The sequence below is a fragment of the Ferruginibacter sp. genome, assembly GCF_014377975.1.
In the GTDB taxonomy this organism is placed as follows: domain Bacteria; phylum Bacteroidota; class Bacteroidia; order Chitinophagales; family Chitinophagaceae; genus Ferruginibacter.
In genome coordinates, this window is sequence record NZ_JACMOO010000188.1 from 1 (window position 1) to 18,149 (window position 18,149).

At 39.2% G+C, this 18,149-nt stretch carries 16 protein-coding genes; 5 read left to right on the top strand and 11 right to left on the bottom strand.

What is annotated here, in order from left to right:
- Together H7254_RS10965 and ribD are read right to left on the bottom strand one after the other, a co-directional pair.
- On the bottom strand, positions 1-240 hold a 240-nt coding region (locus tag H7254_RS10965), incomplete at its 3' end, for a YigZ family protein (RefSeq protein ID WP_301933006.1).
- Between the two features lie 79 nt (positions 241-319).
- A complete protein-coding gene (gene ribD / locus H7254_RS10970) occupies positions 320-1,375 on the bottom strand; it encodes a bifunctional diaminohydroxyphosphoribosylaminopyrimidine deaminase/5-amino-6-(5-phosphoribosylamino)uracil reductase RibD (RefSeq protein WP_367875439.1) in 1,056 nt (351 codons plus the stop codon).
- Between the two features lie 33 nt (positions 1,376-1,408).
- On the opposite strand from ribD, the gene prmC reads away from it, so the two are divergent.
- Positions 1,409-2,260, top strand: a complete 852-nt coding sequence (gene prmC / locus H7254_RS10975; RefSeq protein WP_301933007.1) for a peptide chain release factor N(5)-glutamine methyltransferase — start codon at positions 1,409-1,411, stop codon at positions 2,258-2,260.
- Here prmC and H7254_RS10980 read toward each other — a convergent pair.
- From H7254_RS10980 to H7254_RS11000, 5 genes are all read right to left on the bottom strand, one after another.
- Positions 2,254-2,655: a biopolymer transporter ExbD gene (locus H7254_RS10980; protein WP_301922252.1), complete on the bottom strand. Its 402-nt coding sequence runs from the start codon at positions 2,653-2,655 to the stop codon at positions 2,254-2,256. The two genes, prmC and H7254_RS10980, sit on opposite strands and share 7 nt — an antisense overlap.
- Before the next feature lie 138 nt (positions 2,656-2,793).
- The gene (locus tag H7254_RS10985; protein ID WP_301922253.1) at positions 2,794-3,474 is read right to left on the bottom strand and encodes a MotA/TolQ/ExbB proton channel family protein; all 681 of its coding nucleotides are present in this window, start codon (positions 3,472-3,474) and stop codon (positions 2,794-2,796) included.
- 184 nt (positions 3,475-3,658) lie between these two features.
- On the bottom strand, positions 3,659-4,588 hold the full coding sequence (locus tag H7254_RS10990) for an SPFH domain-containing protein (protein ID WP_301933008.1): 930 nt from the start codon (positions 4,586-4,588) through the stop codon (positions 3,659-3,661).
- A gap of 104 nt (positions 4,589-4,692) precedes the next feature.
- Positions 4,693-5,946 carry a peptidase T gene (gene pepT / locus H7254_RS10995; protein ID WP_301933009.1) on the bottom strand — a complete coding sequence of 418 codons (1,254 nt, stop codon included), beginning with the start codon at positions 5,944-5,946 and terminating at the stop codon, positions 4,693-4,695.
- Between the two features lie 118 nt (positions 5,947-6,064).
- Complete coding sequence (locus H7254_RS11000; protein ID WP_301933010.1) at positions 6,065-6,493, bottom strand: peptidylprolyl isomerase; 429 nt, start codon at positions 6,491-6,493, stop codon at positions 6,065-6,067.
- A 210-nt stretch (positions 6,494-6,703) separates the two neighbouring features.
- On the opposite strand from H7254_RS11000, the gene H7254_RS11005 reads away from it, so the two are divergent.
- Positions 6,704-7,960: a DUF1343 domain-containing protein gene (locus H7254_RS11005; protein ID WP_301933011.1), complete on the top strand. Its 1,257-nt coding sequence runs from the start codon at positions 6,704-6,706 to the stop codon at positions 7,958-7,960.
- A gap of 23 nt (positions 7,961-7,983) precedes the next feature.
- Here the strand turns inward: H7254_RS11005 and H7254_RS11010 are convergent, their stop codons facing one another.
- A complete protein-coding gene (locus H7254_RS11010; RefSeq protein ID WP_301933012.1) occupies positions 7,984-9,276 on the bottom strand; it encodes a DUF1501 domain-containing protein in 1,293 nt (430 codons plus the stop codon).
- A 23-nt stretch (positions 9,277-9,299) separates the two neighbouring features.
- Positions 9,300-10,988 (bottom strand): DUF1800 family protein, encoded by a 1,689-nt coding sequence (locus tag H7254_RS11015; RefSeq protein WP_301933013.1) that lies wholly within the window; start codon positions 10,986-10,988, stop codon positions 9,300-9,302.
- Positions 10,989-11,000: 12 nt separating this feature from the next.
- Here H7254_RS11015 and fmt point away from each other — a divergent pair, with 12 nt between their 5' ends.
- Both fmt and H7254_RS11025 read left to right on the top strand, forming a co-directional pair.
- Positions 11,001-12,071, top strand: a complete 1,071-nt coding sequence (gene fmt / locus H7254_RS11020; protein WP_301933014.1) for a methionyl-tRNA formyltransferase — start codon at positions 11,001-11,003, stop codon at positions 12,069-12,071.
- Positions 12,072-12,229: 158 nt separating this feature from the next.
- On the top strand, positions 12,230-13,417 hold the full coding sequence (locus tag H7254_RS11025) for a pyridoxal phosphate-dependent aminotransferase (protein ID WP_301933015.1): 1,188 nt from the start codon (positions 12,230-12,232) through the stop codon (positions 13,415-13,417).
- A gap of 241 nt (positions 13,418-13,658) precedes the next feature.
- Here the strand turns inward: H7254_RS11025 and H7254_RS11030 are convergent, their stop codons facing one another.
- On the bottom strand, positions 13,659-14,210 hold the full coding sequence (locus H7254_RS11030) for a GNAT family N-acetyltransferase (protein ID WP_301933016.1): 552 nt from the start codon (positions 14,208-14,210) through the stop codon (positions 13,659-13,661).
- Positions 14,211-14,478: 268 nt separating this feature from the next.
- On the opposite strand from H7254_RS11030, the gene H7254_RS11035 reads away from it, so the two are divergent.
- A complete protein-coding gene (locus H7254_RS11035; protein ID WP_301933017.1) occupies positions 14,479-17,346 on the top strand; it encodes a TonB-dependent receptor in 2,868 nt (955 codons plus the stop codon).
- A gap of 375 nt (positions 17,347-17,721) precedes the next feature.
- Here the strand turns inward: H7254_RS11035 and H7254_RS11040 are convergent.
- The coding region (locus H7254_RS11040; protein ID WP_301933018.1) for a gliding motility-associated C-terminal domain-containing protein at positions 17,722-18,149 on the bottom strand (428 nt) is incomplete at its 5' end.

Consider the following 18,149-nt stretch of genomic DNA (forward strand, 5'->3'; position numbering starts at 1 on the left):
AGAAGGCTCGCCATCATCACTTATCCTGAAACTATTTCCGTCAGTACCAAGCCTGTAAGCAAAACAATGATGTACTGCTTTGGGATGCTCTTTCTTTAATTGTTGCAACTGCTTTTTAAATTCATCCACAGTTTCTATGGGGAAAGCATAAGCAATAAATTTACTGCCCCGCTCCTTAAATTCTTCTACAGAAGGTTTTTCAATGGTGTAGTAAAATGTTGTTTCGGTTGCTGGTGTCAATGTATTGTTGTTTTTTACTTGCGGTTTAACGGTAGGCGTGTTACAATTGTACACCTTTTTTAACTCTAAAATTTTTTACTTACTGCTCAGTTCTAACATAATAAGATACAATGTCATGACCAATTTTATCTGCTTCAGTTAAATAATTATTTTTTAATTGAGGCGATTGAATTCCATGGCCAATCCTCATTTCTTCATTCGTAATTACCCTTGCTTCATCCCAGCAATCTGCATCAATAAATGATTGTAATAATTTTGCGCCACCTTCCACCAATACACTTTGAATTTTTAACTGGTACAAAGCATTTAATAACCCAGGGAGTAATTTTTTTTCTTCGGATAACTTATAAAATAATAATCCGTTTCTTTCTTCGTCTTTTAGCTGATTAAATACGATTGTCTTTACCGACCGATCAAAAAGATGCAACGATTCGGGTAATTTCAATTGCCAGTCAATTACCAGCCTTGTTGGGTTATTGCCCTGCCACAGCCTGTTGGTTAGCGAAGGATTATCATATTGGGCAGTATTGGTTGCTACCAGTATGGCCGCCTCTTCACTACGCCATTTGTGCGCCAGCCGGTTGGTAACATCATGGCTGATTTTTACCGCTGAAAAATCTTCCTTCGCTATTTTTCCATCCTGGCTTTGCGCCCATTTTAAAATAATATAAGGGTGCTTCTTTGTGTGAAAAGTAAAAAACCGTTTGTTTAAGTCAAGTGCCTCTTTTTCCAATATTCCCGCTACCACCCCCACGCCTGCCTTCAATAATTTTTCTATGCCGCGGCCATTCACTTCTTCATAACTATCCCTGCAGCCAATTACTACCTGTGCAATTTTTTTTTGGATGATAAGATCGGCGCAGGGAGGCGTTTTGCCATAGTGTGCACAAGGTTCCAATGAAACGTACAAGGTGCTTTTTTCAATCAGTAACTGATTGGCTTCACTAACACTGTTGATACAGTTTACCTCTGCATGTGCCTGGCCATATTGCTTATGGTAGCCTTCGCCAATGATACAATCCTGGTAAACAAGCATCGCTCCCACCATCGGATTGGGGGCAACCTGGCCAGCTCCCAGTTTTGCCAGTTGCAGGCAGCGGTGCATATATGTTTCATGTGTATTCAGGCGGCAAATTTAAGTATAGAAAAATAAAGTAAGTTTGCTAAGATGACAGTCTACAAACAATATCGCTATTTTTTAGACAAATTACAGGCGATTTTTACTACCCGGGAAGCTACCGTTATTACAGATTGGGTGTTTGAAAGCATTGCAGGTTGCACACGTTTTGATACAATAAGAAATCCGGAACAAATTTTACCAGTTGCCATCATTGCACATTTAAACAGCGCACTGAATGCTTTATTACAACACAAACCGGTTCAGTATGTATTAGGCGAAGCCTGGTTTTACAAAATGAAACTGAAAGTGAACGAACGTGTACTGATACCCAGACCCGAAACCGAAGAGCTGGTTGAACTGGTGTTGACTGAGGCAGGGCATTTTGAAAAGCCGTTAAACATACTGGATATCGGCACAGGTAGCGGATGTATTGCCATCGCCGTAAAGAAAAATATGCCCACCGCATTTGTTACTGCCATAGATGTAAGTGAATATGCTTTGTTGGTAGCGGGAGAAAATGCCGCCAATCTTAAAACCAATATTCAGTTTTTGACCATTGATTTTTTAGATGAACCGCAATGGGTTGGTTTACCTATGTTTGATATCATCATCAGTAACCCACCCTACATTCCTTTGAACGAAAAAGAAAAACTGGATATCAATGTAACTGCATACGAGCCACACCAGGCATTGTTTGTACCGGATAACTTGCCCTTGTTATTTTATAAAAAGATCGCTGACTTCGGTAAAACCAATCTTACCAAAAACGGGAAGATTTTTATGGAAACACATGAAAATTTTGCCAAAGAAACAAAAGCTTTGTTTGAAGAAAATTATAGCAGGGTTGAAATAAAAAAAGACATTTTTGGCAAAGAAAGAATGGTAACAGCAGCTTATTGATTGCTAACCGATGCCGAAGTAGTAGCACCCAGTTTTTTAGCAATACTCATAATTTTTACAATGTCTTTCCATACCACCATTGAATCTGCATTGATCACCACGGCCGGCTTTATACTATCACCTACATGAATATGAGTTCTTAAAGATGACTCCAGAGAATCAAACAATATCTTTTGTTGACCCACATGTACAATGCGGTTTTTATCAATACTTACAATTACGCTTTGCTTGGCCTTTGTATCGCTTTTAGCTTTGGGGTTACTCAACTTTATTACATTGGGGTTAGCCAATGTAGAAATGATCAGAAAAAAAAACATCAGGATAAAAAGAATATCGTTCAACGGACCGGTATCTACTTCATCACCCTCTACCTTAAATTTTTTTCTTAAGCTCATATTGTTTTCTATTTTTATTACACCAATTAATACAACTATTACAAATTAGAATTTACCAAATTCAGGATAATTACTATTCGCCAGTGTATTCAATCTTTTAAAAAATCAGTGTAATCCGTTTTCAATCCGTGTAATCAATTACCGTGTTGGTTCTTGCAATATATCTACAAACTCAGCACTCGCTGCATCTATCTTATTTTCTATCCGGGCAATTTGTGCCTGTAAAAAACTATGCGCCAGGTAAGCCAGGATACCAATAATTAAACCCGTTGCCGAAGTAATCATTTTAATATAGATACCATCAGCAATGGTATTGGGTGTATATTCTGAAGTGGCAGCAATCCCTTTAAAAAGTGCCAGCATACCAATAATGGTCCCCAAAAAACCAAACAGCGGGGCAATGCGTGCTATGATGGATATGATGGATAAATTCTTTTCCAGTTTATACATTTCCAATACGCCAACATTGTCCATACTTTTTTCGATGGCATCAATAGGTTTACCAATGCGCTGCATGCCTTTATCAATGACTTTAGCAACGGGGTTATTGGTATTTTTTGCCAGGTTCCGGGCTGCCGTAACATTGCCCGAAACAATATTATCCCGGATGATGCTCATAAAATTATCTTCAATTTTTGCAGCTTTACTGATCGTGATCCATCGTTCAATAAAAAAGAAAATAGCCACTACCAGTAAGGATAGTAAAGGAATCATCAGCAAGCCTCCCTTTGCCAGTACGCCCCAAACGTTTTCCGATTTTTGAGATAACAATTCTGTGGCAACTTTGGTACTGTCTATCTGTAATAGAATATCAAACATGTTTAACTGATTTAAGGCAAATGTAATTATTTCCGTTTTTTATTGCAGGATAATTATGCCGGTAGATTGTAAATAATATTTGTAACGCAAACAAACATCAATTGCGCTACAAATAAATGTTAAAGTAAAATTTACAACAAGAGCCGGATAAAATCCGGCTCTTGTAATAAATATTTTATTGGTATCATATTTTCTTTCCATCCATTTGCTGCATAGCCATTATTTGGCGCATGGTTTTTTCCATGCCTTCGCTGCTGCCATCTAAAAAAATAACGTTGCCCTTTCCATACTCCGCAAAATTCTTAATGGCCTCGGTCCACATGCTGAATAAAATTACATTGGTATCCAGGTTAGCTTGTTTCATTTGTTCTGCCGCCTGGCTCATTCCCTTGGCTACTTCTTCTCTAAATAATGCCACACCTTGTCCACGCAATTGGGCCGCCTGCCTTTCAGCTTCTGCCGCAATTTTGATGGCATTGCCTTCAGCTTCTGCTGCTTTTGTTTTAGTAATCAGCAAGGCTTGTCCTTCGTTTTCAGCAGCTGCTTTTAAATTATTACTGGCCACAACCTTGCTCATGCTGGTAATAATGGCTTCATCAAAAGTGATGTCGTTGATCTGCAGATCCTGCAAATGATAACCCCAGCTTTCCAGTTGTACATCTACCTGTTCTTTTACATTTTCAACAATGTCCCTGCGTACATTTAGTACTTCTGCCTGTTTTTTGGTAGATACAAATGCACGAATACTTCCTTCTACCGTGCGGATCAATGCCTGCATCAGATCTTTTTCACTGATAAATTTAAAAGCCACATTTTTAATGGTATCTTCATCAATATTGAGTACCGAATACAATAACATGGATTTAAAATACACATTGGCCTGGTCAACCGTTACAGCCTGAAACTCCAGTTCAACAGAGCGATTTTGAATACTGACTCTTTTATACAGCTGGTCTAAAAAAGGAACTTTAAAATTTAGGCCCGGCATTTTAATGCTGTGGTATTTCCCCAGGCGGGTTACTACACCAATGGTTCCCTGGTTAACGGTAAACAGTCCCCCTGCAATTAGTAAAAAAATAGGGATAACCCACCATAATTCTTTTAATAAATCCATAATTTTATAATTTAAAATGAAGGTAAGTATTTTTAAACAGCACGGTAAAAATCTTTGATGTGCCGTTGGCTGACAGTTGCCGATTATCAAATTAGCTTATTAGCTTATTCACTTTTCTCTTCCCAAATCATACTCAAATGCACAATTGTTTCAGCAGCTTTGGCCATATCTTTTGTGCCTATCCATTCCAGCTTGCTGTGAATATTTTGCATACCCGTAAATATATTCGCACAAGGCATTCCGATATAACTAAACCTACTGCCATCTGTACCGCCACGAATACTTTCTTTTTTTACCGGCAACCCTGCCCGTTGAATAGCTTCTTCTGCAAACGCTGCTACCTGCGGATACTGATCCAGCACTGCTTTCATGTTGCGGTATTGTTCAGTAACGGAATATTCCAAAGTAGCCCCTGGAAAGCCTGCTAACACTTCTTCCGCAATTTTTTTAAGCCTGTCGTGGTGGTGCTGCAAACCTGCCAAAGTAAAATCCCTCACTATAAATTGCAGGGTAGCTTTTTCCGAAATACCGTTTACAGCAACCGGGTGTACAAATCCTTCCTGACCGGAAGTTGTTTCCGGACTCCATTCATTTTTTGGTAATGCATCCAATACAGCCCCTGCAATTTTCAAAGCATTCACCAGTTTATTTTTTGCATAACCGGGGTGAACAATTATCCCGTTGATGGTGATGGTAGCCGCATCTGCACTAAAGGTTTCATCCTCCAGGCTGCCTGCTTCTCCCCCATCCAAAGTATAGCCAAACTTTGCACCTAGTTTTTGCATATCTACTTTGGCCGTACCCTTACCAACCTCTTCATCGGGAGTAAACAAAATTTTTATATCGCCATGCTTTACTGCGGGGTTTTGCATAAAAAAAAGTGCTGCTTCCATAATGGCTGCCACACCACTTTTATCATCAGCACCCAGCAGCGTTAAACCGCTGGCCGTAATTACTCCGTGATTAATATGTTCTTTTAAATACGGCGATGTATTGGTAGTAAGTACTTGCGCTGTATCGTCGGGCAATACAATATCTGCTCCATCATAATACCGGTGATGAATAGGTTTTACATTGGTACCACTGCAATCCGGCGCCGTGTCTACGTGCGCACAAAAACAAATGGCCGGGATATTTTTTTTATCGCTGTTACCGGGTATTGTAGCATACACGTACCCGTAAGAGTCTGTGTCCGCATCGGTTATACCCATTCCCAGCAGTTCTTTGTACAATAATTTACTAAGGTCTTTTTGCTTTTCTGTCGACGGATGTGATGTGCTTACCGGATCGCTCTGAGTATCAATCTGCACATACCGCATAAACCGTTCGGCCATATTATCTGAACTTATTTGTATCATTGATTAAGTTGTAAATATTGAAATGGTATCTGTAAATTTAATCATGTTCCATTGCATCACTGGCATAAAAAAACAGTCCGTAAATTACAAACTGCTCTTACACATCAATTTAAAATAATTACACTATTTCAACCAGCTCAATATCAAACACCAGTTCCTCCCCGGCTAAAAAATGATTGGCATCTAAAATAATCACATCCTCTTTTACTTCAACAACAATAACAGGTACGGGCTGTCCTTCCTGGTTGCTAAGCGTTAGCGGCATCCCCGGTTCCAGTTTCATATCGGCAGGTATCTGCTCCTTTGGAAACTCAATAATTGCCTCGTCACTTTTATGACCATATCCTTCTTCGGGTGCAATATTGATTGTTTTTTTGTCGCCTACATTCATGCCCGGCATTGCGGCATCAAACCCTTTAATCATCTGCCCTGCGCCCACGGTAAATTCCAATGGCTCTCTGCCCACAGAAGAATCAAATTGTTCCCCGTTAACTAACTTGCCGGTATAATGTACTTTTACAACATCCCCTTCTTTAACTTGTGCCATTTTTTTTATTTTTTTTATTATAGTTTATAATTTATTTCTTGGCCAAACATTTAACTGCTATTTAGCTTCATTGGCGTCGCACTCTTGTACTTTTTTTCTATGATGAACCACATGCAGCAACAGTTAAAAAACAGGAATGTTTCGTTTTTGGGCAATTTATTAATTAAAATCTACACCTCCCAATTAAAAAACTTTAAAGACCTTTGAAAGATGACACATCGCAAATTTTTTGTTTTGGTAATTGCTTTACCATTATTTCTGAACACACATGCACAATCAATAAATAAGCCAATAAAAGGCACCCGCATTGTACCTGGCGCAGAGCGTATGGAAGTATATCTTCCCCTTTTGAAAGGCAAGACCGTAGCCATTTTTGCCAATCAGACAAGTAGGGTAAATAATACACACCTGGTAGACACACTGGTAAAAAGAGGTATTAAAATAGTAAAAATATTTGGTCCCGAACATGGTTTCAGGGGTACCGCGGGTGCAGGTGAGGATATCAATAATGCAATAGACAAAAATACAGGCATCCCTGTAATTAGTTTATATGGCGATCATAAAAAGCCTATTGCCGAAGATTTAAAAGGGGTGGACATATTAGTATTCGACATCCAGGATATCGGCACCCGTTTTTATACTTACATCTCTTCCCTGCAATATTATCTTGAAAGTGCTTTGGAAAATCACAAGCCCTTGCTGATATTGGACAGACCAAATCCCAATGGCTTTTATGTTGATGGCCCTGTGCTGGATCCAAAGTTTAAAAGTTTCATCGGCATGCAGCCAATACCGGTAGTGTACGGCCTCACCATTGGCGAATATGCGTTGCTGCTGGCAGGCGAAAAATGGTTATCGCCGGAGGCCAATAAAATAAATACATATAATATTAATAGTAAACCAACAACAGATACTCCCTTTCATGTCCTGGTGATTAAATGTGTTAATTACGATCATAACAGCAAATACATTTTACCAGTAGCACCCTCTCCCAATATAAGAGACATTCAAAGTATCTATCTCTATCCCTCTACCTGTTTTTTTGAAGGTACCGTGTTAAGCGAAGGAAGGGGAACGGATAAACCTTTCCAGATTTTTGGGCATCCGTCTTTACCAAAAACCATGTATGCATTTACGCCCAAACCCAATGAGGGCGCCAAAATAAGCAAGTGTTATTACCAGCAATGTTACGGATGGAATTTGAGCGGAACACCGGAAAAAATATTAAAAGAGCTGGACAAAAAAATTCAGTTAAAATATTTGCTGTATGCCTATAAAATTTTCCCGGGTAAAGACAGTTTCTTTTTAAAAAATAATTTCATCAACAAACTGGCAGGCAACGATCAATTGGCGCAACAGGTGAAGCAGGGCAAAACCGAAGCCGAAATAAGAAAGAGTTGGGAACCTGCGTTAAGCAATTATAAAAAAATCAGGAAGAAATATTTATTGTATAAAGATTTTGACTAAAAGCATTTACACACAGCAGTTATTTATACCATTTTTATCAACGGAAGCGTATCAAAATCCTTTTGCAAAATACCTGGCATGTCTGATGTTTTCATCCCAAGCCAGTCTTTTAACAAAGAAGCATACACTGCCCTGAAATCATGCTGCATGGCAATATTATCGTTGCCGGTAGCCTGCACCGGCAACAATGGGTTGCTGCCAATGATACCGCCCCTGACAGGCTGGCCAAAAACAAAAAGTGGAGCCGCCACACCATGGTCAGTTCCACCACTTGCATTGGATTTTATGCGCCTTCCAAATTCAGAGAACGTCATGCCCACTACCCTGTCAGCCACCTGTTGTAATGCAAGATCATCCATAAAAGCATCCAGCGCTTCTGACAGTTTTTGCAACAGGTTAGCATGTACCCCCACGGCAGTATTATCCGGAGCCGTTTGTTTGGCGTGGGTATCAAAACCACCCATACTTACCATATAAATCTGTGTTTGTAAACCTCCCGCAATCAGCCTCGAAACAATTTTTAACTGATCGCTTAATCCATTCTTCCCCTTATCTGGATATTTGGCAGATTGTTTCATTATTTTCTTTGCCGCCAATTTTATTGTATCGCCATAAGCGTCTGTTTTTTCTGCTACCTGGCGGATATAATCCAACTGATCCTGCGCCATTGAAGTTGTTCCCTTAAAGGGTTTTTCATTTAGCATATTATAAAAACTGTCCGGGTTACTGATGGCCATCGCCATGGGAAAAGAAGGCCCCTGCAAACCCGGTGAAACCACCGAGCCTATTTGTATTGCCAACGGATCGGGCATAAGCCTGTTGGGATAATGATTTGGAAAATCAGGATACAAATGATTAAGGTATCGTCCCATCCAGCCGGTATTGAATGCCTCAGTACTTTCTTCTCCTGTTAACCAGATATCGGTAGCCCGGAAATGCGAAAAGCTTGGCTGCGGATAACTTACTGCCTGTACAATGGCCAGCTTATCCTGGTTATACAATTGCTGCATCCATCCCATCGCCGGATTTAATCCGGTTGTATCGTTGCCATGTAGCCGTAAAATTTTTTCTTCTGCAATGGCGATATTTGATCTTGCATTTTTATAAGCTCCGTAAAACTCAATTGGTATCACGGTATTTAATCCGTCATTACCACCCGCTAATTGTATTACTACCATCACCCGGTTTTTGTTGCCTGTGTTCAGCAAATTTTGCAACAGGGGGCTACCCGCAAATGCATTTAATTTAAAACCACCCAACAAAGTGGGCAACACCAGGGAGGGAAGCGTGTATTTAAAAAAAGTTCTTCTTTTCATAGCATAAAAAATTAGCAGGCTATTTAATAAACCTGGTATTCGGGCCTGTTCATTAAATATTTGTACAGGTTCTTTAATTTATTGGTCACTTCTTTTTTGTTAACCGGCTCATCCGGCTTTGCGATAAAAGCATTCCAGGCATTGGTCCAGTAATGATTGGCTGCGTCTCCCTGCAGGTTCGATAAAAGCACATTGCTCTTTATATGGGTCTTTTCAGCATCAGATAAATCTACCGCATACAGCAGTTTTATGGAGTCGTTGATAAGCGCATCCGGATCTTCAGGATGTGGCAGGGCCGAAGCATATACTACAGGATCAATATTTATTTTACAGCCATTCTTTGCCGTAAATCCATAACCCATCAACCTGTCTGAGTATTGGTTGCGGCGGGGCAGCGTATCTGAGTTAATCCAGAGTTTATAATATTCCGGCTGCTGGTAATAGGCTGGCCAGCCGGCTACGTTTGGCGGATCGCCGATGTTTTGCTGCATAGCGGCCGACTGTGCATGTACAAATTCCCACACTGAATAATCTGCCATCAAATCATCATGCGGTAAAAACGCCACATTAAATTCCCTTATCAACCCGATGCAAAAATCTGCAGGGCTTTTAATGGTGGTATTTCGCAGCGCTATATCAAAAAAATGCTGACTGCTGAGAAGACTTTCCAGTACCGGTTTTATTTCAAAATTATTTTTGCGAAAAATTTTTGCAAGCGGTAAAATAATCTGCTGTTCTGTAACAATATCAATTGTATAAAAAACAAAAAAGCGGTAAAGTTTTCTGCAAATAAACCTGGACACTTCCTCCTGTTCAAAAATCATATCCACTAAATCATCCAGTTCTTTTGTGCCTTCATCGCCTTTACCGCCTTTGATAAGCCTACTATTATAAAAGTTGGAGAATTGTTTATCAGCAGTATCATGGCGGCTGGCATCAAAGGAAGAAGTAAAGGTTTTATTATCAATTTTATATCCTGTCAGCACTCTTGCCGCGGCTTTTACATCTGCTTCTGTGTACTGCGATCCCGGGCCTTTTCCTACCGTAAATAATTCCTGCAATTCGCGGCCATAATTTTCATCCGGGGCTTTTTTGGTGTTCGCATATCCATTCAGGTAACGCAGCATGCACAAATCAGTAGTGATGGCTTTTACCAGGGTTTTAAAATTACCCAATGCATGTTGGCGAAGCAATAGATTGTAACGGTAACAATACATAGGGTTTTCCGCAATATTAGTTTCGGTGGCAAAATGATTGTGCCAGAACAATACTATTTTTTCGGTAATGCTCCTGTCCTGGTTAATCATCAATCCCATCCACCATTGCTTATACGAATTGCGGCGCCGGTAGTTGATTTGTCCGTTCCCATTGGTGGCATTCACCCAGGTATTTCCCTTTGGTACCTGCTCATCAATAATTTTATCATCCGAATAATTATTGACGGGTGCTGTCGTTGGCGCTGGTGCGGCCTGCAACATTGCGGCAACTGTTTTTTTTAAAGAACTGCTCTTAAAAAACTGCACATCCGCAGGCTTTGCACCAAACATGGTATGCTTTAAAAAATGAACCGTTGCGGCAGCATCCCATTTACTTTTATATTTTTTTAAAGTACCTGTCAATGCAGGAGTAGCTGGCGGCCGGTACCTTTCCGGTTGTGAAGAAAACAGGACATTGAAAAAATCTTTTCTTTTCATACTGTAACATACAGCCATTAGAATTATTTGATGGTAGTAAAACTGTTCGTTTGCAATTACTTAACAAACAATCATGCATGCTGCTCCTGGCGGGCCTGGCGCAAACAGGTTATTACAAATGAGGTTACCTTTACGCCGATGAAAAAATGGAACGAACTACGCATTGTTTTTATGGGCACGCCGGAATTTGCAGTAGCGTCTTTAGATAAACTGGTGCAGGCGGGCTGCAATATTGTGGGCGTAATTACAGCACCCGATAAGCCTGGCGGACGAGGAATGGATTTACAACAAAGCGATGTAAAAAAATATGCGATTCAAAAAGGGATGACAATTCTTCAACCGGAAAAATTAAAGAATCCGGCATTTATAGAACAGTTAAAAGCATTGCAGGCAGATGTTCAGATTGTGGTAGCGTTTAGGATGTTACCAGAAATAGTATGGGATATGCCACCAATGGGTACCATCAATGTACATGGCTCGTTGCTACCGCAATACCGTGGCGCTGCACCCATTAACTGGGCCGTTATCAATGGTGAAAAAGAAACCGGCGTTACCACTTTTAAACTGCAACACCAGATAGATACCGGCAATATTTTATTGCAGCAAAGTTTTGCCATTGCCGAAGATGAAACGGCAGGTGAAGTACATGACCAGATGAAAATAATGGGGGCTGATCTTTTATTAAAAACATTGCAGCAACTGGCAGACGGAACCATCCAGGAAACTATTCAAACCAATACTGGCGTGAATCATACCGATTACAATACCCAAATAAAGGAACTAAAACATGCACCCAAAATATTTACAGAAACCTGTAACATTGACTGGGCAAAGTCTGTGCAGGAAGTATATAATTTAATCCGGGGCTTATCGCCCCATCCGGCCGCATTTACATTTCTAAATGGAAAGAAACTGAAATTGTTTAAAGCGGAAAAAATAGTAACTACGCCTGCACTTGCCCCTGGCGAATTTGAAACCGATCAAAAAACATTTTTACAATTTGCCTGTACAGATGGTTATATTTCTATCAAAGAATTGCAACTGGAGGGAAAAAAGAAAATGATAATTGCAGATTTTTTAAGAGGATTCAGAGTAAGATGAGATATTGGGATATTGGGATATTGAGATATTGGTGTTAACATTTCCTTTACTTTTTTGAAGTTCTACGAACCGGTAAATATCCCAATATCCCAATGTCTCCTTTACAATATCCTAATATCTGTCTTCCAATATCTCAATATCACCTTTATCTTTGCAGAATGTTAAGCATAAGTAAACGTGGTCATGAAATGCCCCCATCACCCATTCGTAAATTAGTGCCTTTTGCAGAAGCTGCTAAAAAAAGAGGTACAAAAGTATATCACTTAAACATTGGTCAGCCCGATATTGAAACCCCGCCACAAATTTTAGCAGCAGTACGCAACAGCGATTTTAAAATTCTTGAATATAGCCACAGTGCCGGCAATGAAAGCTATCGTAAAAAACTTGCGGAATATTACAGCAGGGTTAGCGTTGATGTAACGGCCGAACAAATCATTATTACAACCGGAGGCAGCGAGGCCATCGTTTTTGCAATGATGGCTTGCATGGATGCCGGCGATGAAGTAATTATTCCTGAACCATTTTACGCCAATTACAATGGCTTTGCTATAGAAGCAGGTGTTATTGTAAAGCCAATCACTTCTTCCATCGAAACCGGCTTTGCATTGCCGCCGATAGAAGATTTTGAAAAAGCCATTACATCCAAAACAAAAGCCATCATTATTTGTAACCCCAATAACCCAACGGGCTATTTATATAGTAAAGAAGAGATGGAATTATTAAAACAGATTATTGTAAAACACAATCTGTTTTTATTTTCGGATGAGGCTTATCGTGAGTTTTGTTATGAAGGAACTCATACCAGTGCCATGCATTTAACAGGCGCTGACGACAACGTAATTTTAATGGATACCATCAGCAAAAGGTACAGTGCCTGTGGCGGTAGAATTGGAGCATTGGTTACAAAAAACAAGGAGGTATTAAATTCCGTTTTAAAATTTGCGCAGGCAAGATTAAGTCCGCCAGGTTTTGCACAAATTTTGGCAGAAGCAGCGGTTGACTTACCCCTTAATTATTTTGATGACATTAAAGCAGAATATAAAAAACGCAGGGACACGATTGTAAAAAGACTAAATGCCATGCCCGGCGTTTTTTGTCCCAATCCTGGTGGCGCATTTTATGCAATCGCTAAATTACCTGTAGCTGATGCCGACAAATTTTGCCAGTGGCTGTTAGAATCATTTGAGTTTAATAAACAAACTTTAATGCTGGCACCGGCAAGTGGCTTTTACGGCACACCAGGTTTAGGTAAACAGGAAGTACGCCTGGCTTATGTTTTAAATATCACCGATATCAACGCAGCAATGGATTGTTTGGAAAAAGCATTGGAAGCATACAATGAATAATGGGCTGCTGATTTATTTTTTGGTAGATATCTTCATGACCTATTCATGGGTATCTAATGGAAAAAAATATTTTTATAAGAATCAAAGTAAAGATAATACAGTCCTTTTTTTCCACTTTTTAAAATCAGTAGTTTTAGAACCTGTCAAAAGAGTTTATGGTTTTATGATAATCATGTTTTGCAGTCAATGTGATTGGATAATTTGTATAATGCGGTTTTAAAATTTCTAATAAAATAAGCAATTATGCGCCTTCCCTTTCACCAGGTTTATTCATTTTTTTCCAGTCTTTAATTACAATTTCAAATAAACTTAATGAAATGCAGTCGTAATGCTTCGGCAAAGTTTCGTCACTTATTTTTTCTGATATCCCCAAAAAAGTAAAGCCGCAATTGGTATAATGGTTAATTAGTTTTTGATTGTCGCCCCAGGTGTCTAACCGCACAAATTGAATGGCATTTTTTTGGCCAAAATCAATTGCCCAATCCACAATATTTTTTACACAATTATTTCCTCTAAATGCGGGATGCGTAACAATTCTGTGAATATACATGGCAGGATCTTTATCCTTTTCGCCCCATATAACCGGATCATTAAAAGTAATCGCAAATATGCAGACTATACTTCCATCCACCACAATTTTATATTGCCTGTTTTCTCTTATTTCCTTTTCAATAAGCGATTTTTCAAAACCCTGCCAGTGTTTATAAAATTTTGTTTTCTGATATGCAATAGCGGCATCATAGAATTCAAATATTGTGTCAATATCTTTTGCTGTGCAGTTAGTTATCTCCATGAATGATTCGTTATTTTTAAATTATTAAACAGTTTTGAAAACATACCGTATATAAACATTTTTTACAAAAATAGCGCTTCAGTAAAAATAACAATCCATAAAAAAATAGCGCTTCAGTAAAAATAACAATCCATAAAATAGATATAATAATTTAATGTAAAAAACGTCGCAACGTGAGTCGCAAAAAAGGAAACAAGTTGCTGATTACGAAGTATTTTTATTTTTTAGATTTTTTATTATGAACTTTGAAAAACCAAAACAATCAATTATGAAAAATTTAACTTTATCATTTCTTTTACTTTTTTGTAGCAATCTATTATTTGCCCAACAAACATTTACACTAAAAATTACCGATGCAAAAACAGGTAATCCCTTATCTGCATCTGCTAAAATAAAATCTACTAAAAAGGGAGCGGCCTCTAATAGTGATGGTATTTTAACCATACAGGCAGCAGCCAATGATGTGTTGGAGATAAGTTCTGTTGGTTATATTCCCCGTTCGGTTACTTTAAAAGGTGCATCAGAAATTTCAATTGCTCTGGACGCCGTACTGGTTGATTTAGGAGACATTGTAGTTTTAGGAACCCGTGGTGCAGGCAGAGCAAAAACAGAAACTGCTGTGCCGGTGGATGTCATTAAAATAAACCAGGTTGGCTTGCCTACCGCTAAAATGAATTTGACTTCCATTTTAAATATGGCTGCTCCTTCCTTTAATTACAATAAACAAAGTGGTGCAGATGGTGCAGATCACGTGGACCTTGGTACATTAAGAGGCCTTGGCCCCGATCAAACCCTGGTACTGATCAATGGCAAACGTCGCCACCAGACAGCATTTGTAGCACTGTTTGGTGCAAGAGGAAGAGGTAACTCAGGTGTTGACCTAAATGCGTTGCCACAGTCAGCAGTAGATAGAATTGAAATTTTGCGCGACGGTGCCTCAGCGCAATATGGCTCTGATGCCATGGCGGGTGTAATAAATATTGTGTTAAAGAAAGATATCAATCACTGGACCATCAACACAGGATGGAGCGGATATGATGATACGAAATACAATTCGTATAATTCCCGTGCTAATAATGAATATGTTTACAGTAACCCCATTGATGGCGGAACTGTTTCGCTGTCTGTAAACAATGGTGTAGCCATTGGTAAACGGGGAGGTTTCGTAAACTTTTCGCTCGATCTGCTATCCCAAGCCAAAACTTTCCGGCAGGTTGGTGACACAGACCTTGCTAAAAACCTAAATGCCTTGCCCCTCAACAACGGACGACGTGCGTTTGGTGATGGCTCTGTAAAAACTGCCGGTGCCATGTTTAATATGGAAATTCCGGTGGGTACCAGCGGAAAGACTACCTTTTATTCATTCGGTGGATACAATTACAAGGCTTCTGACGCATTTGCCTATTCAAGAAACTATAGCGGAGGTGTTAACAGTTTCCGCTTTCCGATTGATGCGGGCGGTAACCTGATATTTGATCCTGCCATTATGCATAAAACCACCGGGGGCGAAACCTATTTCAATCCGCATATTCAAACCCATATAAAAGATATTTCACTGGCTGCCGGATTTAAAGGCAAACTAACAGGTGACTGGAACTGGGATTTGAGCAATACCATCGGCAGAAATGATTTTCACTTTTACGGTGATAAAACGTATAACGCCTCCATCGTTGGCGATATTTCTAAAACACATTTTGATGATGGTGGTTTCAATTTTCTGCAAAACACTACCAATCTTGATTTTAGTAAATCCTTTTCTTCAATTGGAGAAGGGCTTAATATAGGCCTTGGAACAGAATTCAGGTATGAAAAATATGCGATTTACAAAGGAGAAGAAGCTAGTTATAAACAATATCCCAATTCAACCGAACAGGCTTCCGGCGCACAGGGTTTTCCGGGTTTCAGCCCTACGGATGTAGTGAATCAGCACCGCACCAACCTGAGTGGTTATGCGGATGCAGAAATGAATGTAACAAAAAAATGGCTGCTGGATATTGCGATACGCTTTGAGAACTATTCTGATTTTGGATTTGTAAATACTTCAAAAATCGCTACCAGGTATAAAGTGTCAAACAAACTTAGTTTAAGAGGGTCATTGAGTACCGGCTTTAGAGCACCATCGTTGCAGCAAATTAATTTCAGCAATACGTTAACTTCTTTTAGTGGTGGCACGCTGGTTCAATCCCGCATTTCAAGAAACACGGACGAAGTTACCAAAGCGGCTGGTATACCTAATTTAAAACAGGAAACTTCTATCAACTCGAGTATGGGTTTTGCCTGGAAAGCCGCTAAAAACTTAACCGTTACCGTTGATGGCTATATAGTTAAAGTAAAAGACAGGATTGTGTTATCAGGTTTATTTAGTGCGAATGATTCAACATTAGTGCCTGCCTTTACAGACAAATTAAAAGCATTGAACGTTGCTACCGCACAGTTTTTTGACAATGCGGTAAACACTACCAATATCGGACTTGACATTGTAGTTGATTACAATAAAAAGTGGGGCAATAAAAGCTTTAAGGTTTTGTTGTCGGGAAATCTGCAACACATGGTTGTTGACGAAGTACATTATCCTCCTGCTTTAGATGACAGTTATAGACATAGAAAAACTTTTTTCAGCGATCGGGAAGAAGCGTTTTTACTGGCCTCTGCGCCAAAAGCAAAATTTAATTTAAACCTGGAATACAGCATTGGTAAATTGGGTATTGGTACCAACTTCACTTATTTCGGTAACATGAAAACAAAGGGTTTTGGCTGGACAGGTTTCAGTAATTTAGCAAATACAGGTGGTCCGGGTGATCCCACTATTTCAGGCAGCTTTGGCGGTATTGATCCATATGTTGACCAGGATAAGTATTTGGATGCAAATTTTACCGGTGATGGTGTTCACATTGAGCCAGAGGTTTTTAACTATAAAGCTAAAGTAACCACGGATGTATTTCTTTCTTTTAAATTCTCTAAAAAAGTCAGCCTTTTTGTAGGTGCCGATAATTTGTTTAATGTACACCCTAATTTTGCAGCAGTATACAGTGCAAGACGGGAATCATTCGATAACGAAGCAGGCGGCCCATGGGAATCTGTACAAATGGGTTTTAATGGCAGAAGATTATTTAGTAAACTGGCTTTTAATTTTTAACTATTTTGAATATTCTACGTAAAAAAAAGATGCATTTTTAAATGCATCTTTTTTTTATGGGTTGATAATTTTACGTGATCAGGTTCTCTATTCTTAAAACCTGTAATTGTATCCTAAAGAAAGTTGAATGGCTTCGTAAGCACTAACGATAGTGACATATCCCGGAGTTGTAAGCAGAATTAACTCAGGCTCAAAAAATAACTGGTGATGTATATTTATAAAAGAATATCCAACATCGAAACCTATATCAGGGAATGACGCTTTTATTTCTGCGCATTTGTGCTCAAAAAAATAGTAAAATAGCGAAGAACGTTTTACACGGTTTTTTATATTTCAAAATATATGGTGAGATAGAAAATAGCTTACCATTTTTAATTATCGTATAATTAGCACAGTCCCTTTTAATACCCCGGGAAATTGTTTAAGGTCAATCATATAAACATACGCTCCGGCGCTAACTGTATTGCCTTTAAAAGTACCATCCCAGAGTATATTGACATTTTTATTTTGAAACACTTTTTGTCCCAACCTGTTAAACACAGTGAGCTCAAATGCAGGAAATGCAGCCAAAACCGGAATTCGCCAGGTATCATTCAAGCCATCGCCATTCGGCGAAAAAGCTTTCGGTATAAAAATACTTTTGAAAACAAATACATGCATGCTATCTTTCGCAATACCGCAACCGTTGTCAAAACTTACGTTAACACATAATCGATATCCGATACTGGCGTAGCCATTGGCTGCAACGATTGCGCATTGCCAGGCGTAACAGGTGCCTGCCAGGCATAAAGGTATACGGCACA